This is a genomic window from Gordonia amarae NBRC 15530 (assembly GCF_000241345.1).
Lineage (GTDB): Bacteria > Actinomycetota > Actinomycetes > Mycobacteriales > Mycobacteriaceae > Gordonia > Gordonia amarae.
In genome coordinates this window covers 15858-38059 of the sequence record NZ_BAED01000061.1, presented here as the reverse complement: position 1 = coordinate 38059, position 22202 = coordinate 15858, and the positions used below count along the sequence as shown (strand labels likewise).

22 protein-coding genes and 4 tRNA genes are annotated in these 22202 nt (G+C 67.2%); 12 read left to right on the top strand and 14 right to left on the bottom strand.

Going from position 1 to position 22202, the window contains the following annotated elements; all coding sequences use genetic code 11:
* Positions 1–27 precede the first annotated feature (27 nt).
* On the bottom strand, positions 28–555 hold the full coding sequence (locus GOAMR_RS17485; protein ID WP_005190907.1) for a nuclear transport factor 2 family protein: 528 nt from the start codon (positions 553–555) through the stop codon (positions 28–30).
* Between the two features lie 164 nt (positions 556–719).
* Between GOAMR_RS17485 and GOAMR_RS17480 the strand changes: the two genes are divergently transcribed.
* Positions 720–2117 carry a WS/DGAT/MGAT family O-acyltransferase gene (locus GOAMR_RS17480; RefSeq protein ID WP_005190903.1) on the top strand — a complete coding sequence of 466 codons (1398 nt, stop codon included), beginning with the start codon at positions 720–722 and terminating at the stop codon, positions 2115–2117.
* Positions 2118–2302: 185 nt separating this feature from the next.
* On the opposite strand, the gene GOAMR_RS17475 is transcribed toward GOAMR_RS17480, so the two are convergent.
* The 3 genes from GOAMR_RS17475 to GOAMR_RS17465 form a co-directional block, all read right to left on the bottom strand.
* Positions 2303–4324, bottom strand: coding sequence for an NAD(+) synthase (locus tag GOAMR_RS17475; protein ID WP_040515738.1), 2022 nt, complete (start codon positions 4322–4324; stop codon positions 2303–2305).
* Positions 4325–4394: 70 nt separating this feature from the next.
* Positions 4395–5063 (bottom strand): TetR/AcrR family transcriptional regulator, encoded by a 669-nt coding sequence (locus tag GOAMR_RS23770; protein ID WP_005190897.1) that lies wholly within the window; start codon positions 5061–5063, stop codon positions 4395–4397.
* The gene (locus GOAMR_RS17465; protein ID WP_005190894.1) at positions 5063–5968 is read right to left on the bottom strand and encodes a fumarylacetoacetate hydrolase family protein; all 906 of its coding nucleotides are present in this window, start codon (positions 5966–5968) and stop codon (positions 5063–5065) included. Before GOAMR_RS17465 ends, GOAMR_RS23770 begins: the two co-directional genes overlap by 1 nt.
* A 172-nt stretch (positions 5969–6140) precedes the next feature.
* Here GOAMR_RS17465 and GOAMR_RS17460 point away from each other — a divergent pair, with 172 nt between their 5' ends.
* Both GOAMR_RS17460 and GOAMR_RS17455 read left to right on the top strand, forming a co-directional pair.
* Complete coding sequence (locus tag GOAMR_RS17460; protein WP_005190892.1) at positions 6141–6443, top strand: helix-turn-helix domain-containing protein; 303 nt, start codon at positions 6141–6143, stop codon at positions 6441–6443.
* Positions 6444–6522: 79 nt separating this feature from the next.
* Positions 6523–7260 (top strand): type II toxin-antitoxin system HipA family toxin, encoded by a 738-nt coding sequence (locus GOAMR_RS17455; RefSeq protein ID WP_005190890.1) that lies wholly within the window; start codon positions 6523–6525, stop codon positions 7258–7260.
* Positions 7261–7322: 62 nt separating this feature from the next.
* Here GOAMR_RS17455 and GOAMR_RS17450 read toward each other — a convergent pair whose 3' ends face one another.
* A complete protein-coding gene (locus GOAMR_RS17450; protein WP_005190887.1) occupies positions 7323–8381 on the bottom strand; it encodes an MBL fold metallo-hydrolase in 1059 nt (352 codons plus the stop codon).
* 146 nt (positions 8382–8527) lie between these two features.
* Between GOAMR_RS17450 and GOAMR_RS17445 the strand changes: the two genes are divergently transcribed.
* On the top strand, positions 8528–9679 hold the full coding sequence (locus GOAMR_RS17445) for a CaiB/BaiF CoA transferase family protein (RefSeq protein WP_050942793.1): 1152 nt from the start codon (positions 8528–8530) through the stop codon (positions 9677–9679).
* Positions 9680–9683: 4 nt separating this feature from the next.
* Here GOAMR_RS17445 and GOAMR_RS17440 read toward each other — a convergent pair whose 3' ends face one another.
* Entirely contained in the window at positions 9684–10592 is a 909-nt protein-coding gene (locus GOAMR_RS17440; protein ID WP_005190883.1) for a hypothetical protein, read from the bottom strand.
* A gap of 107 nt (positions 10593–10699) precedes the next feature.
* Here GOAMR_RS17440 and GOAMR_RS23765 point away from each other — a divergent pair, with 107 nt between their 5' ends.
* The 4 genes from GOAMR_RS23765 to GOAMR_RS17420 all read left to right on the top strand — a co-directional run bounded on the left by GOAMR_RS23765 (position 10700) and on the right by GOAMR_RS17420 (position 13462).
* A complete protein-coding gene (locus tag GOAMR_RS23765; RefSeq protein WP_005190881.1) occupies positions 10700–11275 on the top strand; it encodes a hypothetical protein in 576 nt (191 codons plus the stop codon).
* Positions 11276–11342: 67 nt separating this feature from the next.
* Complete coding sequence (locus GOAMR_RS17430) at positions 11343–12014, top strand: YcnI family protein (RefSeq protein ID WP_005190878.1); 672 nt, start codon at positions 11343–11345, stop codon at positions 12012–12014.
* Complete coding sequence (locus GOAMR_RS17425) at positions 12007–12525, top strand: copper resistance CopC family protein (RefSeq protein ID WP_005190877.1); 519 nt, start codon at positions 12007–12009, stop codon at positions 12523–12525. Before GOAMR_RS17430 ends, GOAMR_RS17425 begins: the two co-directional genes overlap by 8 nt.
* A gap of 7 nt (positions 12526–12532) precedes the next feature.
* Entirely contained in the window at positions 12533–13462 is a 930-nt protein-coding gene (locus tag GOAMR_RS17420; protein ID WP_005190875.1) for a CopD family protein, read from the top strand.
* Between the two features lie 11 nt (positions 13463–13473).
* Here GOAMR_RS17420 and GOAMR_RS17415 read toward each other — a convergent pair whose 3' ends face one another.
* On the bottom strand, positions 13474–14391 hold the full coding sequence (locus GOAMR_RS17415) for an alpha/beta fold hydrolase (protein ID WP_005190873.1): 918 nt from the start codon (positions 14389–14391) through the stop codon (positions 13474–13476).
* Positions 14392–14516: 125 nt separating this feature from the next.
* Between GOAMR_RS17415 and GOAMR_RS17410 the strand changes: the two genes are divergently transcribed.
* Positions 14517–15404: an alpha/beta fold hydrolase gene (locus tag GOAMR_RS17410; protein ID WP_040515702.1), complete on the top strand. Its 888-nt coding sequence runs from the start codon at positions 14517–14519 to the stop codon at positions 15402–15404.
* Here GOAMR_RS17410 and GOAMR_RS17405 read toward each other — a convergent pair.
* The 4 genes from GOAMR_RS17405 to GOAMR_RS17390 form a co-directional block, all read right to left on the bottom strand.
* Complete coding sequence (locus GOAMR_RS17405) at positions 15394–15852, bottom strand: hypothetical protein (protein WP_005190868.1); 459 nt, start codon at positions 15850–15852, stop codon at positions 15394–15396. The two genes, GOAMR_RS17410 and GOAMR_RS17405, sit on opposite strands and share 11 nt — an antisense overlap.
* Positions 15853–16164: 312 nt before the next feature.
* A tRNA-Lys gene (locus GOAMR_RS17400) sits at positions 16165–16238 on the bottom strand.
* A gap of 96 nt (positions 16239–16334) precedes the next feature.
* On the bottom strand, positions 16335–17090 hold the full coding sequence (locus GOAMR_RS17395) for an HAD family hydrolase (protein ID WP_005190867.1): 756 nt from the start codon (positions 17088–17090) through the stop codon (positions 16335–16337).
* 32 nt (positions 17091–17122) lie between these two features.
* A complete protein-coding gene (locus GOAMR_RS17390; RefSeq protein WP_244427442.1) occupies positions 17123–18124 on the bottom strand; it encodes a phosphotransferase in 1002 nt (333 codons plus the stop codon).
* A 207-nt stretch (positions 18125–18331) separates the two neighbouring features.
* Between GOAMR_RS17390 and GOAMR_RS17385 the strand changes: the two genes are divergently transcribed.
* The 3 genes from GOAMR_RS17385 to GOAMR_RS17375 all read left to right on the top strand — a co-directional run bounded on the left by GOAMR_RS17385 (position 18332) and on the right by GOAMR_RS17375 (position 18629).
* A tRNA-Glu gene (locus GOAMR_RS17385) sits at positions 18332–18404 on the top strand.
* A gap of 42 nt (positions 18405–18446) precedes the next feature.
* Positions 18447–18520 (top strand) — tRNA-Asp (locus tag GOAMR_RS17380).
* Positions 18521–18552: 32 nt separating this feature from the next.
* Positions 18553–18629, top strand: a tRNA-Phe gene (locus GOAMR_RS17375).
* Positions 18630–18828: 199 nt separating this feature from the next.
* Here the strand turns inward: GOAMR_RS17375 and GOAMR_RS17370 are convergent.
* From GOAMR_RS17370 to galT, 3 genes are all read right to left on the bottom strand, one after another.
* Positions 18829–19851, bottom strand: coding sequence for a restriction endonuclease (locus GOAMR_RS17370; RefSeq protein ID WP_005190864.1), 1023 nt, complete (start codon positions 19849–19851; stop codon positions 18829–18831).
* A 94-nt stretch (positions 19852–19945) separates the two neighbouring features.
* The gene (galK, locus tag GOAMR_RS17365; protein WP_005190862.1) at positions 19946–21019 is read right to left on the bottom strand and encodes a galactokinase; all 1074 of its coding nucleotides are present in this window, start codon (positions 21017–21019) and stop codon (positions 19946–19948) included.
* Positions 21016–22179 (bottom strand): galactose-1-phosphate uridylyltransferase, encoded by a 1164-nt coding sequence (gene galT, locus GOAMR_RS17360; RefSeq protein ID WP_005190860.1) that lies wholly within the window; start codon positions 22177–22179, stop codon positions 21016–21018. Before galT ends, galK begins: the two co-directional genes overlap by 4 nt.
* Positions 22180–22202 lie beyond the last annotated feature (23 nt).

Below are 22202 nucleotides of genomic sequence, written 5' to 3'. Positions count from 1 at the left end.
GGGTGTGATCAGCGTGCCGGCGCCCTGCTACCTGGGTCCGCGGCGGAACATCGCCCCCGGTCCGGTCATCCATTCCAGCGCGGCGTCGTCGAGAGTGCCCAGCGCTTCGGCCTTTTCGCACCAGCGCATCGCCGCGATGCCGAACTTGAGCGGGTTGTAGATGTCCTCCTCGCGGCTCCACAGGCCGTCGCCCGCATAGGTGAGGATGGTGATGTTGGTCGCGGTGATGGCGGTGCCGTCACCGGGGTCGCGCATCGGGTTGTCGACCTCGCAGATCACCCGGCCGCGTTCGGTGTCGACGACGTGCCACAGCGACGGGTATCCGGTCATGTGACTGCCCGGGAAGGCGGTCATCGTCCGCCAGATCCATTCGCGGATCTCCTCGCGGCCGTGCATGGTGCCCAGGGCATGCTCGATGTAGTCGGCGTCCTCGGTGAACTGTTCGGCGAACCGGTCCCAGTCGCGGCTGATCGCGATCTCGGCGACGGTCTGCTGGAACCGGGTGAACGCCGCGTCCAGCTCGGCGGCGGAGAAGGGGGGCGGTGTCGATGTCATCCCCAGTAACCTAGCAAGCGCTAGGTTGTTCTGGCGACACGGATTCAGTAACCGGCGATGACCGGGTACGCATTCTGCAATGATCGTGACGCCCGCCCATCGGCGGTGCACGATGGTGAACAGCCCCTGCGGGGTTGTCGACGGTGATGGAGGTGCACGGGCCGATGGAGCGTCTGAGCGGGCTGGATGCGTCATTTCTCTACCTGGAGACGCGATCTCAACTGATGCACGTGGTGGGTGTCATCGAGATCGACCCGTCGACGATGCCAGGTGGGTACTCCTTCCACGCGATGCGCGACGAACTCAGCCGCCGCATCTCCGCCATGCCCAACTTCCGCCGCAAACTCGACAACTCGCTGCTCAACATCGACCACCCGGTGTGGGTCGAGGACGCCGACTTCGACATCGAGAAGCACGTTCGGCGCGTCGGGGTGCCCGCACCCGGCGGTGAACGCGAACTCACCGAACTCATCGGCCACATCGCCGGCCGCGAACTGCACCGCAGCAAACCGCTGTGGGAGATGTGGGTCATCGAAGGCATGGCCAACGGCAACGTCGCCGTCGTGCTGCGGATGCACCACGCCAACGTCGACGGTGTCACCAGCGCCGAGATGCTCTCGCAGTTGTGCACCATCACCCCCGAGCCGCCGCAGCTCGACACCGACAAGATCAAGGAGACCGCGGGCGGCACATCGCGATTGACGATGGCCGTCGGCGGTGCGCTGAACTTCGTGCAGCGGCCGCTGGCATTGGCGCGGCTGCTGCCCGGCACGGTCAAGGTGCCGATCGGCTGGGCCAAGCGGGCCATGGAGGGTTCGGCGATGCCGCTGCCGTTCCAGGCGCCGGGCACCCCGTTCAACGCCCCGATCACCCCGCACCGCTCGCTCGCGCTCACCCAACTGCCGCTCGACGACGTCAAGCGTGTCAAGGACAGATACGGCGCCAAGATCAACGACGTCGTGCTGGCGATCGCGGCGGGCGCTCTGCGGTCCTACCTGCAGAACCACGGCGGGCTGCCGGACCGCCCGCTGGTGGCGATGGTGCCGGTGTCGGTGCACGGCTCCGATGAGACCGCGCTCGTGGAGACCGGCACCAACAAGGTCAGCGGCATGTTCACCCAGCTCGCCACCGATGTCGACGATCCGGTGGAGCGGGTGGAGCGGGCCGCCGAGCTCGCCCGCCGGTCCAAGGACCACCACGCCGACATCGACGCCAACATCCTGCGCGCGTGGGCCCAGTTCGCGCCGGGAGAGATTCTCCAGCAGCTGATGAAATCCTATGGCGGACGCAAACTTTCGGCGCTGCACCCGCCGGTGTTCAATGTGGTGGTCTCCAATGTGCCCGGGCCGCCGCTGCCGCTGTACTACCTCGGTGCGCGCGTCGTCGGCGTGTACCCGCTCGGCCCGATCTTCCACGGCCTCGGCCTCAACATCAGCGTGTTCTCCGTCGACAAGTCCATCAACGTCGGACTGCTCGGCTGCACAGAGCTGGTTCCCGACATCGACAAACTCGCCCATTCCTTCGAGGACGAACTCGCCAAACTCGTCGACACCTGCGACTGACATCGTCGGCGTGCGGGGTTTCGAAGCTCGTCGCCGGCGCTCCTCGCACCTCAACCGGCGGAAGGATGCCCATTTTCGCTGGTTGAGGCCGGTTGGTGGGTCGGGTTCGTTCCCTTCGCTGGTTGAGGTGCGACGAGCCGCTAGGCGAGGAGCCTCGAAACCCGGTGAGAGAACAGTGTCCGCAACTATTTCCGGAGTTCGTCCAGCCAGGTGCGGGCCGAGACGTCCGACGGGGAACGCCAGTCGCCACGCGGCGACAGTGAACCGCCCGAACCGATCTTGGGCCCGTTGGGCATCGCGGTGCGTTTGAACTGGGCGCCCATGAAGCGCCGCAGGAACTCGGCGAGCCAGTGGTCGATGGTGGCGGCGTCGTACTCGTTGCGGCGGTCCTCCGGCATCATCTCCGACCACGGGCCACGCGTGCGATCGCCCCAGGCGTGCCGGGCCAGGAACGCGACTTTACTTGGGCGGTAACCGAATCGGGTGGTGTAGTAGAGGAAGAAGTCGTGCAGTTCGTACGGGCCGACGGTGTCCTCGGTGGACTGCACGGCGCCGTCCTCGCCGGGCGGGACGAGTTCGGGGGAGATCACGTCGTCGAGGATCTCCTGCAGCGTCGTGGTGGTGCGCGCCGAGTACTCGCCGGTGTCGATCATCCACCGGATCAGGTGCTGGATCAGGGTTTTCGGTACCGAGGTATTGACGTTGTAATGCGACATCTGATCACCCACCCCGTAGGTGCACCAGCCCAGCGCCAGTTCCGACAGGTCGCCGGTACCCAGTACGATCGCGCCGTGATGATTGGCCAGACGGAACAGATGTGAGGTGCGTTCGCCGGCCTGCACGTTCTCGAAGGTGATGTCGAAAACCTTCTCGCCCTTGGCATACGGATGGCCGAGGTCGGCCAGCATCTGCTCGCACGAGGGACGGATGTCGAGTTCGGTGCCCGAGACGCCCAGCGAGTCCATCAACTCGTGCGCCCGGCGCAGGGTGGCGCCGCCGGTGGCGAAGCCGGGCATCGTGTAGGCCAGGATATTGGTGCGCGGCAGGCCGATCCGGTCAAACGTGTCGACGGCCACCAGCAGTGCCAGCGTCGAGTCCAGGCCGCCGGACACCCCGATGACGATCTTCTGTAATCCCGTGGAGCGCAGGCGTTGTGCCAGTCCCTGTACCTGGATGTTGCGGACCTCGCGGCAGCGCTCGTCGCGGTCGGCGGTGCCGGTGGGCACGAACGGGAACCGGGGCACCAGCCGGTGCAGCGCGCCGTCGGCGTCGTCGAGGGTGCCGAAGCTGAACGGTATGCGCCGCAACGGCTTCAGTCGCTCTGCGAAGTCCCCGGCCTGATCGCGCAGGCTGATCATCCGCAGGCGTTCCTGGCGCAGCCGGTCGAGATCGATGTCGGCGGTGATGATCTGATCGGCCATCGAGAACTGTTCGCTGCGCGCGAGCAGCGTGCCGTTCTCGGAGATGAGGGCGTCGGCGTCCCAGGCGAGGTCGGTGGTGGATTCGCCGTAGCCGGCCGCCACATACAGGTGGGCGGCGATGCAGCGGGCGGAGTGCCCGGTGCACAACGACTTCCGGTAGCTCTCCTTGCCGACGGTGACCGGGCTGCCCGACAGATTCGCCAGCACCGTCGCCCCCGCGAGCGAGGCCCAGGTGCTCGGCGGGATCGCCACCCAGCCGTCCTCGCAGATCTCCACATGCAGCGCGAAACCGGGGAGGTCGGTGGCCTCGAAGATCAGGTCGGCACCGAACGGCACCGTCTGACCGAGCACGGTGACGGTGTCGGTGACCGCATCGCGGGCCGCCGAGAAGTACCGCTGCTCGTAGAACTCGCGGTAGTTGGGCAGATACGACTTGGGCACCACACCCAGCAGTTCGCCGTCGCGCAGCACGGCCGCGCAATTGAACAGCGCATCACCCACATTCAGCGGCAATCCGACCGCCACCACCGGCCGCAGTCCACGACTGGCCTCCAGCACCTCGGCGAGCCCGGCCAGCGAGGCGTCGAGGATCGCGTCCTGCTGGACCAGGTCGTCGATGCTGTACCCGGTCAGCCCCAGCTCGGGGAACACCACCAGCGCCGTGTCCTGCGCGGCTGCCTCCCGCAGCAGCGCGACGGTGCGTTCGGTGTTGAACCTGGGATCGGCGGCCTTGATGACCGGCACCGCCCCGGCGACGCGGGCAAATCCGTGTGAGTAGACAGACACAGCCATGAGCGTAGTTGCTGACCGGACCTGAGTTTGCTGCTGAACCCGGAAACCGGGTCTTACGGCAAACTCACCGGGGCTTGCCGCCGAGCAGTGCGTCGATGCCGCCGGTGACGAACGTGATCAGCGCGGCGTACCGCTGCGGGAAGTGGTCGCTGCGGATCGCGGCGTGGGTGAGCGCGTCGACCCGCAGATTGGCGGAGAAGACCTGCAGCGTGGCGGCCAGCATGTTCAGGTAGGCGTCGTGGACGGTCGCGGAGTCGGCATCCGGATACAGTGCGGCAAGCCGCTCGATGAACTCGGCCGCGACACCGTTGTACTCGTCGGCCACCAGCAACTGCACCGGGTGCGCGGAATTGGCCAGTTGTGCGACGAACCGGAAGTAGCGGCTCCATCCGGGGCCGTCGTCGATCCGGGCCATCATCGGTTCGGTGAACGCCAGCACCAGGGCGTGCAGCCGATCGGTGCGCGGGCCGTCATCGGGAAGGGCGGCCAGGCGGCGGCGACGGTCGTCGTTGATGGGGCGGATCCGCCGCAGCAGCACCTCCCGGACCAGCTGGTCCTTGCCGCCGAAGACATCGCTGATCGCGGCCACCCGGGTACCGGCATGGTCGGTGATGTCCCGGACGCTCACGGCCTGATGGCCGCGTACGGCGAACAGTTCTTCTGCGCTGTCGAGCAGGCTCGTGCGGGTGCGCTCCCGATTGGCCTCGCGGATACCGGGCGTGCGGGGCGCCATCAGCCCAGGATGGGGTGTTCGATCTGTCCGACGCCGTCGAGCGTCAGGGTCAGGGTGTCGCCGGGCGAGACCCAGTTACCCGTCTCCATACCGCTGCCACCGGCCAGGGTGCCGGTGGCCAGCAACTCGCCGGGCCGCAGTTGCTCGGATTTCGACGCGTGCGCCAGCATCTCGCCGACGCTCCACCACAGGCCCGCACTCGACACGGTGCTGACGGTCTTCCCGTTGATGGCGACGCTTCCCGTCAGCGCGTCGATGCGGGGTAGGACCTCGTCGGGGGTGACTGCGGTCGCCGACATCGAGTTGGCGAAGTGCTTGGACTTCTGCGGCCCGAGGCCACTGGCCATCTCGGCGCGCTGCACATCGCGGGCGCTGAAATCGTTGACCAGGACGAACGCGCCGATCGCGGCGACGGCCTCGTCGGGGGTGGCATCGAGCAGCGGCGCCGCCAGCACGATCCCGAGTTCGAGTTCGTAGTCGAGCGCCGACGAATACGACGGTGCCCGCATCGGGGTGCCCGACGGCACGAACGTCAGGTGATTGCCCATGTAGTACTCGGGTTGCCGGTAGAACAGTGCCGCCGGCTTGAACATCGGGAACGGTCGCCGGGTCAGCTTCTCGATGAGGGACGCGGCCCGGTACTGCCCTGGATGGAACCGGCGTACGAGCCCGCGCGCCGCGTCGATGTTGTGTTGCTCGCACAGCAGGAAGTCGCGGAACGAGACCGGCTGGAACGGCAGCAGATGCTCGGAGCGCTCGAGGTGTTCACGCGCGAGCGTCAGTTCCCACTCGGGATCGAACACCTGCCCACCGAACGCCCCGGCGTCGTCGGTGTCCGCCCAATCACCGCCTGTCGACTGCTGGACGACAAGCCGCCCATCCCGGTGTACCCGCCGCAGTTTCATCGCCCGACCCTCTCACTTTCGGAACAGTTGTTCCGAATTCTATCCGGATGATGGAGCAGATGTTCCGCTTTGGCTGATCAAGGGCTGATGTACCGAACTAATGACTTGTATACCAGTCGTTAACGGGTAATGTGGCTGACAAAGGCGCTGTTAAGTTCTCGGGAGGTTGTTGATGGCAACGAAGCGGGTGCCGTATCCGGTGCAGCGCGCATCGTCGGACATCGGAAAGCAGCTCGCGCTGTGGCGGCGCATGCAGAACCTGACCGCGCAACAGGTCGCCGAGCGCGCCGATATCTCCCGTGACACCCTCCGGCGCCTCGAACACGGCGACCCCGGTGTGACGATGGCCTCGTTGCTCGGTGTGCTCCGTGCTCTCGGTGCGCTCGACCGGGCCGTCGACGCCCTCGACCCCATGCAGACCGATATCGGCCGCATCCGGGCCATCGAGTCCATTCCGAAGCGGGTCCGCCATTGACCGATCTGGACGTCTACATCGACATCGCCGGCAAGCCGCCCGGGCCGGGACCGACTACTTCACAGTGCATCGCAGCAGGGTGAGCACCACATTCACCTACGACTCGGCATATCTGGCGGGCACCGCCGGAGACCTCGAACCAGGTTTGCCGGTATCCGCCGGTCAGCAATACGTGGACGGTCTGCCGGGTGCCTTCGCCGATTCGTCACCCGATCGCTGGGGCCGGAATCTGATCGACAAACGTCGTCGTGCGGCGCAGCGGGAGGCATCGCAGCGGTTACCCGCGGCCACCGCGATCGACTACCTCGTCGGCGTCAGTGACATCACTCGGCAAGGCGATCTTCGTTTCGCCGACAGACGCGACCCGAAGAGCTTCCTGGCGCCGGGGCACGATGTGCCCAAACTGGTTTCGCTTCCGGAGTTACTGAACGCCGCCGACAACGTTTCCCGATCGGATGCACTGGCGGTCGGAGACCTCGATGCGGTGAAGAGTCTGCTCGACGCCGGGTCCGGCTCGCTCGGCGGTGCCCGGCCCAAGGCTTCGGTACGCGCGGACGACGGGCGTCTCCTGATCGCGAAGTTCCCGCATCCGGGCGATGAGTGGGATGTGATGGCATGGGAGAAAACAACTCTCGATCTGGCCGAAGCGGCGGGCATCACCGCGCCGAGGCGGCGGCTGACCAGGGTCGGTACCCGAAACGTGCTGCTCGTCGAAAGATTCGACCGATCCGGATCATTCCGGGTCGGCTACATCCGGGTGAGATCGAACTGTTCGCAGATGCCGTCGAGAACGGACTCGCTCTCCTCGGGGAGCTGACGTAATCGTCGGAATGAGCCCAGAGTTCGCCGGCGAACCCGGAAACCGGGCCGGCGGCAAACTCAGGCGGGGGCCGGGGTGGCTACCGACCAACGCTGGGGGATGCCGTCGTCGTGGGTGAGGATGCCGCGGACCTTCAGGACGGTGAGGTGGGCGTGGGTTTCGCGGGTGGCCATCCGCCGCAGGGGGAGCAGTAGATCGTCGAAGGGGCGGGACCACGACACCGAGCGGGCGATCTCCCACGCGGTGATCTCCGGGTCGGCCGCCACCGCGGCGGTGATCTCGTCGAAGCGTTCCTCGTGGTGCGCCAGCAGGGCGGTGACGCGGTCGGCCAGGCCCCGGAAGCGGTACTCGTGCGACGGGAGTGCCTCGACGTCGGGAAGCTGTTCGGTGTGCGCCAGCGACACCAGATAGGCGTCGAGCGGGTCGCCGGGCTGGAAGATCGTGGTGGACACGTTGGGGCTGATACGCGGCAGGAGGTGGTCGCCGGTGAACACGGTGCCCGCGTCCTCGTCGAGGAAACACAGGTGGCCGGGGGTGTGGCCGGGAGTCCACAGCGCGCGGACGTTCCAGCCGGGCAGGTTCAGCGGCTGCTGGTCGTCGAGCTCGACGTCGACGGTGCGTCCGTCCGGGAGCCGGGTGAACGAGCGCATCCCGGTCTCCGGAATGTCGGTGGGTGCACCGAGCCGGGCGAGTTGCTCTGTGGCCCAGTTCTGTTCGCGTTCGATCTCGTCGTCGTTGCGGAACCGCATGAACTTCGCGTCGTTGCTGTGCATGGCGAGCGTGAAGTCGGTCAGCTCGAGCAGTCGGGGTACGAGGCCGAAATGGTCGGGGTGCAGGTGGGTGATCGCGACGTACCGGATGTCGTCGATGTCGTGGCCGGTGGCGTGGATGCCGTCGACCAGCGCCCGCCACGACTCGTCGGTGTCCAGGCCGGTGTCGATGAGGGCGATCCCGTCGGGCAGCACCAGCGCGTAGACCAGGGTGTACCGCAGCGGCGACTGCGGCATCGGCACCGGAATGGACCACATTCCGGGCCGGACCTCCTCGATCGGCGGCATGGTCTTGGCGACCCATGCCTCGCGCTGACTGTGACCGGTGATCTCCACGGTGGACGTCATCGTTGTGGCCTCCTCAAGGACGCGCAGGGCTGCTCCTCCATGAGAGCACACATCCCGATAACCATTCGGGAAGGGTTACGATAGCCACACCGCGACCCACGCCGACCAGGTTGACCGGCACCACCGTCATCGGCGATTGTGGCGGAATGGATCGTGTGCCGCAGGGAACGCTGCCGCTGGACGGGATCACCGTCGTCGCCCTCGAACAAGCCGTCGCCGCACCACTGGCCACCCGGCACCTCGCCGACCTCGGTGCCCGCGTCATCAAGGTGGAACGGCCCGACGGCGGCGACTTCGCCCGCAATTACGACGCCGACGTGAACGGCCTGGCCTCCCACTTCGTCTGGCTCAACCGCGGCAAGGAATCGATCGTCCTCGACCTGCGCGACGACGCCGACAACGCCCTCCTGCACAAGCTGCTCGCCCGTGCCGACGTCTTCGTGCAGAACCTGGCCCCGGGCGCCGCGGCCCGCCTCGGCTTCGGTGCCGACGACCTGCGCGCCGGCCATCCGCGGCTGATCGTCGTCGACCTGTCCGGATACGGCGACGACGGCCCGTACCGCGACCGCAAGGCCTACGACATGCTCATCCAGGCCGAGACCGGCCTCATCTCCGTCACCGGCACCCCCGATGCCGCGGCCAAGACCGGGGTCCCCGCCGCCGACATCGGTGCCGGGCTGTACGTCCTCACCTCGGTGCTGTCGGCGCTGGTCCGCAGGGGTGTCACCGGGGAGGGGGCGACGGTGTCGGTGTCGATGTTCGACGCGATCGCCGAATGGATGGGCCACCCGCTCTACATCCGGATGTACGGCGGCAGGCAGGTCGAGCGCGCCGGCGTCGGTCACGCGGCGATCGTGCCGTACGACCGTTATCCCACCACCGACGGCGAGATCCTGATCGGAGTGCAGAACGAACGCGGCTGGGCGTCGTTGATGACCGACGTGCTGGGCCGCCCCGAACTGGTCGACGATCCGCGCTACGCCACCAACATCGCCCGCGTCGAACGCCGCGCCGAGGTGGACGGGCTCGTGGCCGCCGAAACCGCCAAGTTCACCACCGCCGACCTCGACACACGCCTCGCGGCCGCCGGGGTGCCCGCGGCCGAGATCCGCGAACTCGACGGCCTCGCCGATCATCCGCAGCTGAGCGCGCGCGACCGCTGGCGCACCGTCGGCACCGAGAAGGGTGACGTACGTGCGATACTGCCGCCGATGACCTTCGCCGACGTTGAGCTGGCGATGGGCGATGTGCCCGCACTCGGCGAGCACACGGACAAGATCCGCGCCGAGTTCGCCTGAGCGGCTACTCCTCCGCGGGTCCGCCGACCGGGCCGAACACGTACGCACCCGACCGAAGGAACGTGACCGGGGCGCGTTCGGCGCCGTTGACCAGTGGGGCGAGCGCCTCCCGCAGCGCGACCCGCCAGCGGGCGGCGACGATCGGCTCGGTGCGCCGCATCGACTCGATGTCGCTGGGCACCGGGACGACGACGGTCGCCGCGTCGGTGACGACCTCGGGTTTGCCCTGCGGATGATTGTGATCTTGCAGGTCGACGGTGTACACCACACCGGGACCACCCGGGTCGACCACGGGCGCGTCGGGGATGGGGATGTCGAGCGGCCACGACATGAACAGCCTGTCGGTGGCGTCGGTTCCGGCCGGCTCGATGCCGAGTTCCCCGTAGAAGTCCACCAGATACTCCCGCGGCCTGGCGCCGAGTTTGACCAGGTTGAAGTAGGCGTTGCGGGAGACGAGCGGATCGAACGTCCAGGTGATCTCCGACAGCCCACGGTCGATGGCCCACTGCCGTTGATACAGCTTCAGCGCATACCCGAGGTTGTGCCCGCGTCCCAGCCGCGACACCCCGGTGAGGTGACTGTGCAGGGTCTGGCCGACGGGGGCTCCGAAGAACCCGATGCTGCCACCGGCGAGCACGCCGTCGATGAAGGCTCCCACCACGTAGTTGCCGGTGTGCGCGAGCACCCGCAGGGACTCGATGTCCATCGTCCGGTTGGTGGGGTCGGGCCGCCACACGTCGTCGAAGACCTTGGCCAGCGCCGTCAGATCGGCGGCATCGGTGAGCTCCCGGATCACGACGCGCTCGGAGGCGCCGGTGCCGTCAGGCTGTGCGCCTGATGTCTGCTGTGCACCTGACGTCTGCTGTGCACGTGACGACTGCGACGGCGCAGAGTCCGCGGGCGAAAGTGCCATGCTGTCGATTCTGTCATCTGTGCCCGGTGCCGGTGCTTGTTATCCCGTAGCGGTGTGTCCGGGGGCGCCCGGCGAACCGGACAGAAACGACGGTGCGGTGGCGTGGGATGCTGGAGGACGTGAAACGCGAGCGAGGAGATGTGCTGCCCGTCCGGGCCGCGATCGCCCTCGCCGTGCCCGCCCTTGGTGTCACCGCCCACGGCTCGGCCGGTGGCGGATCCGCGTCGGCATCGGACCTGGTCCTGCTGTCCGGTGTGGGTGCGGTGGCCGCGATCGCCGCCGCGCCGTCGCACCGCAACGCGGCCGACGCCGTGCGGCGGCCCTTGTCGGCGATGCTGCGACTGGCCGTCGTGCTGTCGACGGCGCAGGTCGCCGCGCATCTGCTGCTCGCCGCGGGAACCCATCCGATGCCCGCGCACGCCTCGGGCTTGTCGTGGTCGATGCTCGCCGCGCACGCGGCGGCCACCGGGCTGACGGCCGTCGCCATCGCGGTGGCCGCGCAACTGGCGCAGGTCGTCGGCGCGGTGCTGGTGGCCGTCCGCAGGCTGGTGGCCGGGCAGAGCACACCGCAGCGGGTAGCTCGCGTCGCCACCGGCACGGCACGCCGGCTGTCGTCGGCGGTGCTGTCCGGTGCGGGCGGGGTCCGGGGACCTCCGGGAATGGTCGCAGCACCCTCACTGTGACCCCGCACGCCCCGGCCGAGGCCTTGGCGTGTTCCCTGATGTTGCCCGAAAGGCAGTGAATCCAACCATGTTTCGTTTGAATCGTTCGTCTGCGACAGCCCTGTTCGCCGTGGCCGCGATCGGTGGTGCGGGCACCACCCTCGGTGCCGGTGCGGCCGGCGCCCACGTCAGCGCCAACGCACCCACCCTCACCCAAGGCGGCTACGGGGTGGTGACCCTCGTGGTGCCCAACGAGTCCGACACCGCTGCCACCACCGCCGTCACCGTCACCCTGCCCCGCCTCAAGTCGGCGCGGCCCGAGGTGATCACTGGATGGAAAACCGAGGTCACCAAGGACCCGAAGACAGAGGAGACCACCTCGATCACCTGGACCGCACTGCCCGGCACCCAGGGCGTCCCCGTCGGGCAATTCGGCCAGTTCCGGCTCGCCGGCGGACCGTTCCCCGAACAGGACACCGTCGAACTGCCCGCCGTGCAGACCTACGCCGACGGCGAGAAGGTCAACTGGAATCAGCCGACACCCGAGAACGGAGACGAGCCCGAACATCCGGCGCCCACGCTGACGCTGCCGGAGGGCACGGGCGACGGGGGTCACGGCGCACCGTCGGCGGCCAAGGACGACGGCACGTCCGACACCACCGCACGCTGGCTGGGCGGTGCCGGTCTGGTCGTCGGCATCGCCGGTGTGGCGTTCGGCCTGCTCGCCGGACGGCGCGGCAAGGGAGGCGACAATGCGTAAACCGGTCGCGATCACGCTGATGTTCCTGCTGACGACGCTGTTCGGGGCAGTGTGGGCGGCACCCGCATCGGCGCATTCGTCGCTGAGGTCGTCGGTGCCGGAGGAGGGCGCGCAACTGTCGGCGAGCCCGCCCGAGGTGGTGCTGACCTTCAACGAACCCCTGCAGGAACAGTTCGCGGTGCTCACCGTCGTCGGGCCCGACGGCAACTTCTGGCAGGACGGCACGGCGACGGTCGACGGTCCGCGCCTGCGGGTCGCGCTGCGTCCGCTCGGGCCGGCGGGCACCTACACCGTCAACTACCGGGTCACCTCGGCCGACGGGCACCCGATCGAAGGACAGCGGCGTTTCACCCTCACCGTCGCGGGGACCGGTACCCCGGGAGCGTCGGCGACCGACGAATCAGGCTCCGACGGTGGAACCCCGGTGTGGCCGTTCATCATCGGTGCCGTCGTCGTCATCGGTGCCGGTGTGGGCGTGGTGTTCGTGACTTCCCGTCGCACGAAGAGCTGACGCGCCCGTGAACCCGACCGACGGCCGCACCCGGGCACTGCTGGTGATCGCCTGCGTGCCGGTGATGGCCGGCGGTCTGGTTCTGGCCGCGTTGCTCGGCGAGGCCGGGGGATCGGCGGACATCGTCGACGGGTTCGCCGCACCGGCCGTCGTCGCCCTCGCCGCCGCCGTCCTGCTGGTGGGTCTCGGTGGTCTGCCCGCGCTCGGCGCCACCCCGTCGTCGACGGCGATCGGCGTGACCGGGGGAGTCTGGGCGGCGGCGTCGCTGGTGGCGGCCTGGACCCGCGCCGCCGATCAGGTGGGTACCGGGATCGGCGAGGTGGGTGTCGGGCAGTTCTCCGAGGTGATGAGCCACGGCGCACCCGACCTCGTCGCCGCCGTGTGCGCGCTCGCTGTCGTCGGCTGGGCATGCGCCGACCTGCTCACCGGTACCGGCATTCCCGTGCAACTCGTCGCGGTCCTCGGCGGCGTCGGCCTGGTGGCCGTGGCGATCTCGGCACACCCCGGCACCCACGCGGTGATGCCGGTGCTCGTCGCCGTGCACGCGCTGGCCGCGGCCTGGTGGTGCGGCACCCTCGCCGCGCTGGTGCTGACCGTACGTGGGCGGTCGGGCTGGGCGAGCGGCCTGCCGCGATTCTCCGAACTCGCCGCGTGGGCGGTTCTCGCGCTGGTGCTGACCGGTGTGGTGTCGGCGGCCATCGAACTCGGGTCGGTGCCGGCGCTGGTCACCACCGGCTACGGCCTGGTTGTCGTCGGAAAATCGGCCGGGCTGGTCGCGCTTGTCGCGCTGGCCGCCCGGCACCGCGCCGGCTGGGTGCCCGACGCGGCCCGGCACCGAAGCACGCAGGCCCAGTCCCTCCGCCTTGCCGCGGTGCAACTCGCGGTGATGGCGGTGGTCCTGGGCCTCGCGGCGGGGTTGTCGGTCACAGCCCCCTGAGATCGGACTACTTACATCTTGCTGGGCCGTTCGGCGTCCCAGACGGCGTTGAGTTCATCGATGATGTCGGTGGCCTGATGCAGCGTCGACAGGTGACTGTCGCCGGGCATCGGGTACAGCTTGGCGTCGGGCAGCAGCGACACCATGTGCTCGCCGTGTGAGAACGGGATGATGTGGTCGGCGTCGCCGTGCCACCAGCGCACCGGCACCTTGATGTCGGAGACCTGGAAACCCCAGTCGGAGGCGAACACCAGGATGTCGGCGAACGGGGCCTCCATCCGGCGGCGGCCACCGAAGATCAGGTCGTCGAGGAACATCGCCGAGAATTCGGGCCGGTTCAGCGCCTCACGGTCGGCCTTGGGGGAGGTCAGTCCGTACAGCTTGACGGCGGGACCGCCGAACGGCTTGGCCACCGACAGGATCGAGCTGAGGACGGTTCCGATCTGGGCACCGGCGACCCGCACCAGCGGCGCCGCGCGGACGCCCAGCTCCATCGCGCCACCGCCGATCCGCTCGGGACCGACGGTCGGTGCGACGCCGCCCAGGACACCGACGGTGACCACCCGGTCGGGGAAGACCGACGCCGTCGCCAGGGTGTACGGCCCGCCGCCGGACAGCCCGATGACGGCGAACTCGTCGATCGCCAGAGCGTCGGCGACGGTGATCAGGTCGTTCGGGAACTCGGAGACTGAGTTGTACTTGTGCGGGGTCGACGCCCCGACGCCCGGCCGGTCCAGACCGATGATCCGGAACCCCTTCTCCTCAGCGTAGGCGCGTGCCTGCAGCGGGATCTGACGACGTGCGCCGGGAGTTCCGTGCAACCAGAAAAAGGTTCGTCCACCGGGTTCGCCCCATTCGGCGAAGCCCATCCGCCGGCCTTCGCCGACCTTGATCGAGCCCTCGATCTTCGGGCGTTCGACTTCCATCATGAGAAACAGAATGGCATGACTTGTGTCACACTGTCACCGTCGGGTCCCACTGACCACCACAAACGTCCGGGTTTGTTCGTTTGGGTCCTCTCGTGCGGCGGTCCGAACGCGTACCGTTTGAAGTTGTGAGTCCTGAGTTGCTGCAGCGCACCCGGCGCAGCGTGCGCCACCTCGTGCGGCCGTACCCGCTGCGTGATCTTCCCGCCGGCACGATGCTTGATCTGCCCGGGCGCGGACAGACCTTCGTCACCGACTCCGGACCCAAGGACGCACCCGCGGTGATCCTGCTGCATTCGGTGCTCACCACCGGACTGCTGTGCTGGTATCCGGTGATCCCGGCACTCAACGAGCGTTACCGTGTCATCACGCTCGACCACCGCCGCCACGGCCGAGGCATCCGGTCCGACGACTTCACCCTCGATGACGCCGCCGACGACACCGTCGCCGTCGCCGATGTGCTCGGCGTCGACAGGTTCACCGCCGCCGGTTTCTCGATGGGCGGCGGTATCGCACAACTTATCTGGCGCCGGCACCCGGGCCGACTCAACGGCATGGTGCTGTGCTCGACGGGACCGTTCTTCTCCGAACAGGATCCACGGGCGCAGGCCGTCGCGGAGAAGGTCGGCCGCTTCTCAGCACCCCTCTACAAGGTGCTGCCGAAGTCGACACGTCTCGACGACACCGACGCACACACCACCGTCTGGGCGTTCCGCCAGTTCCTGTCCACCTCGCTCCCGGATTTCGGGATGTTCGGGGAAGGCCTGGGCCGCTTCGATTCCCGCGACTGGCTCGGCGACATCGACGTCCCTACCTCGGTGCTGGTGTCCACCCGCGACAAGGTGGTTCCGCCGTCGCGTCAGCAACTGCTGCTCGACGGTATCCCGGGGGCCCGGCGCTTCGAGGTGCACGGCGGCCACGCGTGTTGCGTGCTCGGCGCCGAGGACTTCATCGAACCGTTCGGTGCCGCCGTCGACGCGGCGTCGGTGCACGTCCCGCGCGCGATCAGATCGTGAGTGTGCCCGTGCAGACAGGGCCGGGCAGGGTCAGCAACAGTCCGCGATTGACCGACGTGATGGTGATGCGGGTCGGCCCCTTCGCCGGGATGTCATTGACGAAATAGCCGCTGTTGTCCCCGAGCCCGTGCTGCCAATGCCTCTTGTAGACACGGGATTTACCGGTCGTCAGGCTGGTGACCTTGATCGTCGTGTCCGACCAGTAGGGGAGGAAACTCTTGCTGTCGGAGTGGATCGAGAACCTCCCGGGCTCGGTGGTGTCGGTGGTGATCGTGGCGCCGCCGTAGGACGGAACATCGCTGAGGTTCGGGTTGGTTCCGTAGCAGTGCTCGGCTATGTATCTCTGGCGCACCGCGGCATCGGCCTGCGGCGTGGCCGTCCAGGCGAGAGTGGCGACCAGCCCCGCAGCACACAGTGTGGCCCCGGTTGAGATACGTTGTCCGGTCATCGTTGTCTCCGATCATGGAGTGAGTACCAGTAGGTGTTTCGCAATGGTAACGAAATTTCGGTCGTGAATCTCTTGGCGATCAGATGTAGCGAGTATGCGGTCAGTGCTCCGCGTCTGCCTTCCACCGATGGAGCGCACTACGGACTTTTCGTCGGAAGTCCAACAGATGTCGAAACTGCGATACAGTTTGTCCTGGTCACGAAGTCTTCGGGTCTGATTTCGTCGCGCCCGGCCACGAGCACTTGTGGCAGTGCATGGCGATAGCTACAACGAACCCCTGCTCGGCCGTGCTGGCTGAACAGGGGTTTCGTGTGCCCCCACTAGGATTCGAACCTAGGACCTGCGGATTAAAAGTCCGTAGCTCTAACCAGCTGAGCTATAGGGGCGCAGTGCCCCGCATCAGCGAGGCAGGGATGAGTGTACACGGATGGCGGGGTTGGTTTCCGGGGGGACCGGTGCGTGTCGCGATGCGGGTGCGGCGGTCACCAGTCGGCCATGTCGCCGGTGGCCAGACCGAGGAGTTCCAGTAGTTGGCGGTGGTCGGTGATGGTGTGGTCGGGGACGGTGTCCCCGTGGATCTTGGTGCCCTGGTCGGAGTCGAACATCATCGTCTGCATGCCGGCGTTCTGTCCGCCGAAGATGTCGCGGAACATGTCGTTGCCCACGTACAGGGTGTTCTCGGCCGGCACGCCGAGGGCGTCGACGGCCATGTCGAACAGCCGCCGGTCGGGTTTGCGGTAGCCGTGATCTCCCGACACGATCACCGCTTCGAAGAAGTCGCGGATGCCGACGGCGTGCAGCTCGCCGCGGGCGTAGCTCGACTGGGCGTCGGTGACGATGGCCATCGGGATGCGCCCGTGCAGTATCGAAAGCACCCTGCGCACATAGGGATACAGCTTGAGTCTGCGCCGGGTCACGCCCCGGTAGGTTTCGGCGAGCAGGACCGGGAGCTGGGCCAGCTTCTCCGGTGGCAGTGAGCGGGTGAAATCGGTTGCGTGAGTGTCGATGACGGCACGCCAGACCTCCTCCGCGTCGAACTCGGGATACTGCTCCGCGCTGGCGCGTTTCTGGGCCGAAAGTGTCTGGAAATACAGGTCTCTGACCTCGTGGCGGCGTAGGTCGATGCCCTGGTAGGTCAGCAGGTGCCCGACCGCCCGGAATGCCTCCTCCATGTCGTCGACGGTGAGGATCTCGATCAATGTGCCATTGACGTCGAACGCTATCGCTTCGATGTCCACGTCGTTGTGCTCCTTGCGATGTCAGGTGTTGATCAGGCGGCGCGCAGGTGCCGCTTGGCCTGCCGGATCAGGCGCCTGCGGTAATGATCGTCGACATAGTCGTTGCGCGCGATCCGCAGCAGATTGAGTCCCATGTAGTACGGGACCCGTGAGGTGATCGACGCGAAAGTGACCTCCCTGTCCGGGAAGTGGCACGAATACTCCCACAGAAAATGCCCGATGAACGGTTCGGCGCGATGACGGCTGCCCGTCGCCGACATGAACGCGTGCTGCAGTTCGCCCGCCACCCGCCCGACGTCGAACATGCGGTCACCGGGGGCCGTGCGTTCGAGGTCGATGGCGGCGACGTCGAGACCGTGCCCGAACAGGAAATTCGCCGGGGTGGCGTCGCCGTGCAGCAGCACCTGCCGATCGCTCCACATACGGGGCCGCATCCGCCACAGCCCCGACAGCCACAGCAGTTCGTCGCAGTCCCACTGGCCGATCTTGTTGCGCCGCTGCAGGACCGACAGGAGATACCTGAGATACGCGGTGTCGACGTCGAAGTCGACGGTCTCCCCGCTCGCGCTGCGGTTGTGCTGGGTGGCCAGGAAGTAGGCGAGCGCTTTGAGGCGCCAGTACAGGTGGGCGTCGTCGCCGTGGTGGGTGGCGCGCCGGATCGCGTGAAAAAACGGCTCGCCCTTGTAGAACTCGGTGGCGATCACACAGTTGGTGTCCGGGTCGACGCCCAGCGGCCGGATCACATGATGCGGGGAGCCGACCAGGTCGTAGCCGCGCAGCCGCTCCATCGCCTCGTGTTCCTGGTAGGCCACGCGTGCCGCCCGCTCGCGATCCCAGCCGAACTTGGGGCCGTAGAACTTGCAGATGATGCGCGCGTGGCTGTGCGACTCCTCGTAGCCGTACACCTCGTTGCTGCCGTTGAGCCGGAACGCCCGGAACCGCGGATGCCGGCGCCACTGGCCGAGCTGGTCGCTGAGGATCGAGTGGAGGAAGCCGTAGAGGCGGTCTTGTGTCGAGACATGTCCGACATACACTCCGATCACTGTCACCTCTTGTGATGTGCGTCGTTGGCCCGGATGTTCCCCGGAGTTCAGACAGTAGGAGTGTCTGGTTTCCGTGCAGTTACGATTCGTGGTGCGCACGTGAACTCCCGCCGGAACCGCCATTTTGGCGCGCTGAGCAGGCGATTTGTCCATCACGGGCGGCGTGTCATAAGCTGATGCGGCTCCCAACGGGAACCGGCCCCCTTCGTCTAGCGGCCTAGGACGCCGCCCTTTCAAGGCGGTAGCGCGGGTTCGAATCCCGTAGGGGGTACGCTGCACAAGCCCCTTGCGGGTGCGGGCAACAACAGAATATGGCCCTGTGGCGCAGTTGGTTAGCGCGCCGCCCTGTCACGGCGGAGGTCGCGGGTTCGAGTCCCGTCAGGGTCGCTTTATGGTTTCGGTTTCCGCCGGCGCCGTCTGGCCAGGTAGCTCAGTTGGTACGAGCGTCCGCCTGAAAAGCGGAAGGTCGCCGGTTCGATCCCGGCCCTGGCCACCATCACCACCCACCCCATCGCGGGTGGGTTTTGTGTTGTATGCACGGATTGACGTGGTACGCAAGCTCGTCGTCGTACGGCAGCACGCGTGATTGGCCGACTGCAGTGAGCAGCGCACACAACATGTCGTTCGGCAATGGAGACGCTGGCAATAACCTCCGGGTGCCGGGTCTCTGACCTTGGCGCTCGGGTAGCCACTGGTCAGATTCCTGCGGAGTCGTCAACCACGAGCACCGGGCGCAGTGGGATGGCCGAACGCCACCGCGATGGCAGACGGTCGTAGTTCCGGAGTACGAGGTCGACCAATGCCTCGCCACCGATAAGGCGAAGGCCCTGACGATTGCGTTCGATGGCCATAGCTTCGCGGGTGTACGAGCCGAGCGAGACGAACAGACTGAGCTCGTTTTGCGTTTGTGTCCCGATCAGTTGCTGAACATCTGGGGCACCAATGTTGCTCGTCAAATGCTTACACTGCACCTTGATCAACGGGGGCTCGACACCGAGGGGATCGCGGTGGGCGAGTACATCGACTCCACCATCCTGTGAGTAGGAGGTGGTCCGAGCTTGGTAGCCCAGCGCGCATAGGAGATCAGCGACGAACTCTTCGAATTCTTGGTGGGACAGGGCCGACTTGAGTCGCTCCAGCACGAAATCCCGAGTGTGGCGTTCGATGCGGCTCGCTCGTGGCTCATCGACACCATCGAGATCGTCCTCGGCAGGTAGGGGAGTCGGAGGTGTGACTGCGACTTGCGAACCGACGTCTCCGATCGAAAGCTTGGACAAGAATTCGTCCGGGTGCTTCCGGATGCCAAATACTGTGAGTAGACAACCTATTTCGTACAGTGCGGGCTGTGAGAAGTCGGTCCTCGACAAGCCTAATCTCCCCCAACGGACCGGCCTGCGGTGTCGGTGTGTCGGTTCGTCAGGGTGGAATTCGTATGGGCCGGTGACGACGCCGATGTTGATCGTGCTGTCAGGTCGGTACGGCGCGACTACGACGTCACCTTCGCTGATTTCGTCGGCGAATCTCAGCAGAGTGCCTGCCCAGGAGGCGATTGACCGCGGCTTATCGTCCGGAAAGGTTCGGGCCAGAGTTGCTTTGAGCTGTTCGCGCTCCAGCCCGATCTGGCTCAGGTCACCGATCTCGTCCCAGCCGACACTGACGAACCCTCCATCGATGAGTTCGGTGGTCAGGGCGTCGTTGCGAACTCCGAACACTGCCATACAGAGATACTGCCAAGCGTCTCGTACCGACGTGGCACCGGAGTGCTCACCGGGGCAGCCTGCCGTGACTGTGCCGGGCCTGATCGACCGGTGCTCAGGTCAGGTGGGCACCGGCGCCGGCGCGCATGGTGCGGACCGTCGGGCGTGGGTGGCCTGCCTGTTCGACGGCGTCGGGGAGGGTGGCCGTCAGGGTGTCGACGGCTCCGGTGGGCACGAGGGCGACCACCGAGCCGCCGAAGCCGCCACCGGTCATCCGGGCGCCGGTAGCGCCGAGCAACCTGGCGGATTCGACAATGAAATCGATTGCCGGAATTGTGATCTCGAAGTAGTAGCGCATCGAGAAGTGGGACTGGTTCATCGCGGTGGCCAGGGTCGGGAGGTCGCCGTCGGCGAGTGCCCGGGCGGCGGTGATCACCCGGGTGTTCTCGGTGAGGACGTGCCGGGCCCGCTTCCGCAGCTCACCCGGGGGCACGTCCCGCCAGCCTTCGGCGGATGCCTGGCGCAACGATTCGACGCCGAGGGCCGCCGCCGCCGCGACGCAGGACCGGTGCCGCGCCGCGTAGTCGCCCGCGGAATTGTGGTGCGGTGAGTTGGAATCGATCACCACCAGTTCGGCCTCGCGCAGCTGCATCCGGACAGCGTCGACGGTCAGGCTGTCGAAGTCGATCAGCATCGCCGTGTCCGGTTGGCCGTGCAGGCTGGCGAGCTGATCGAGCAGGCCGGTAGGCGTGCCCACGTAGTCGTTCTCGGCCTGGTGCGCGAGCACCGCGAGATCGTGGCGGTTCACCTGCGCACCGGCTGTCAGGGCCAGCAGCACCGCGCACTCCAGGGCCGCCGACGACGAGAGCCCGGCGCCGACTGGAACGTCGGAACGGATCCGCATCCGCCCGCCCGGGGCCGGGCGCCCGCTGCGGCGCAGCGCCCACACGCAGCCCGCGATGTAGGAGGCCCAGCCAGTGATCTCGCCGGGCGTCGTCGACAGGCCGATCTCCACCTGGCCGTCGCGGCTGTCGGAGGTGACGGTCAGGGTGTCGGCGGCTGGGTCGCGGTCGAACTCGGCGGTCGAGCCGACGGTGAGCGCGATCGGCAGCGCGTACCCGCGGTTGTAGTCGGTGTGCTCGCCGATGAGGTTCAGCCGTCCCGGCGCAAAGGCGCGGATGGTGCTCACAAAAGTTCTCCTGTGCGTGCGATCGCCTCGCGCAGATCGGTGGCGACCTGTTCGGGCAACTTGTCCGTCACGAACGCGTCGCGGGCGGATTCGGACCCCGCGAGATACTTGAGTTTGTCCGCGCTGCGCCGGACCGAGAACATCTCCGCATGCAGGTATCCCTCGGATTGCGTTGCCGCGGAATCCGATCGGGTGTCGTTGGAGCGTTCATCGCCCGTGCTCCGGTACTGATGCCACGACGCTATGTACGGCAGCGGGCAATCGTAGAGTGCGTCGTAGGCGCGCAGCACCGTCAGATACACCCGCGCGAGGTCGTCTGCTTCCGCATCGGTGAGTTCGGTCAGGTTGTGGCAGTGCCGATTCGGGTAGATGTGGACCTCCGCGGGCCAGCGGGCCGCGAACGGCACGAACGCGGTGACATGTTCGGTACGCACGATGACCCGCTCACCTTCCTCGGTCTCCCGGGCGATGATGTCCGAGAACAGGTTCCGTCCCGTCGCGTGCCGATGGCCGCGGGCACGGGTGAGCACCGTCGCCGTGCGGTGGGTCAGGAACGGGTACGCGTAGATCTGGCCGTGCGGATGCGACAGGGTCACCCCGATCTCCTCGCCACGATTCTCGAAACAGTGCACCTCCTCGATCCCGTCCCGGCCGAGCAGATCGCGGGTGCGCTCCGTCCACGCGTCGATGACCAGGCGCGCGTGCCGGGCGGTCAGCTTCGAGAACGACCCGTCGTGGTCGCTGGAGAAGCACACCACCTCGCACCGGCCGTAGCCGTCGACGGCCGTGCCGTACCCAGCGGGTGGTGGCAATATGAACCCTGACCCGGCCCGTGCGGAGGACAGCGACGGAAAGCGGTTCTCGAACACCGCGACGTCGTAGCCGTTGGCCGGGATCTCGCTGGACAGGCCGTCGGCGTCGGGGCACAGGGGACACATGGTGCGCGGCGGTTTGTAGGTTCGTTCCTGACGGGTAGGCGCCATCATCACCCAGTCGCCGAGCTGGGTGTCGAAACGTAGTTCGGTGGGGCTGCCCGGTGCCCGCGCCGGCAGGTCACGACGGTCCTCGTGGATCCGCGGCGGGGCGGCGAGGGCGAAGAACAGGATTTCGCGCCCGTCGGCCAGGGTCGATCGGGTCGGCGCTGCTACCGTCCGGGTCACTGTTGTCCTTTCGTCAGGTGCTC

Coding starts and splice junctions, on each gene's coding strand:
- GOAMR_RS17485 (WP_005190907.1), bottom strand. CDS start 555: ATGACATCGACACCGCCCCCCTTCTCCGCCGCCGAGCTGGACGCGGCG.
- GOAMR_RS17480 (WP_005190903.1), top strand. CDS start 720: ATGGAGCGTCTGAGCGGGCTGGATGCGTCATTTCTCTACCTGGAGACG.
- GOAMR_RS23770 (WP_005190897.1), bottom strand. CDS start 5,063: ATGGCGCCCCGCACGCCCGGTATCCGCGAGGCCAATCGGGAGCGCACC.
- GOAMR_RS17465 (WP_005190894.1), bottom strand. CDS start 5,968: ATGAAACTGCGGCGGGTACACCGGGATGGGCGGCTTGTCGTCCAGCAG.
- GOAMR_RS17460 (WP_005190892.1), top strand. CDS start 6,141: ATGGCAACGAAGCGGGTGCCGTATCCGGTGCAGCGCGCATCGTCGGAC.
- GOAMR_RS17450 (WP_005190887.1), bottom strand. CDS start 8,381: ATGACGTCCACCGTGGAGATCACCGGTCACAGTCAGCGCGAGGCATGG.
- GOAMR_RS17445 (WP_050942793.1), top strand. CDS start 8,528: ATGGATCGTGTGCCGCAGGGAACGCTGCCGCTGGACGGGATCACCGTC.
- GOAMR_RS17440 (WP_005190883.1), bottom strand. CDS start 10,592: ATGGCACTTTCGCCCGCGGACTCTGCGCCGTCGCAGTCGTCACGTGCA.
- GOAMR_RS23765 (WP_005190881.1), top strand. CDS start 10,700: ATGCTGGAGGACGTGAAACGCGAGCGAGGAGATGTGCTGCCCGTCCGG.
- GOAMR_RS17430 (WP_005190878.1), top strand. CDS start 11,343: ATGTTTCGTTTGAATCGTTCGTCTGCGACAGCCCTGTTCGCCGTGGCC.
- GOAMR_RS17425 (WP_005190877.1), top strand. CDS start 12,007: ATGCGTAAACCGGTCGCGATCACGCTGATGTTCCTGCTGACGACGCTG.
- GOAMR_RS17415 (WP_005190873.1), bottom strand. CDS start 14,391: ATGATGGAAGTCGAACGCCCGAAGATCGAGGGCTCGATCAAGGTCGGC.
- GOAMR_RS17405 (WP_005190868.1), bottom strand. CDS start 15,852: ATGACCGGACAACGTATCTCAACCGGGGCCACACTGTGTGCTGCGGGG.
- GOAMR_RS17370 (WP_005190864.1), bottom strand. CDS start 19,851: ATGGCAGTGTTCGGAGTTCGCAACGACGCCCTGACCACCGAACTCATC.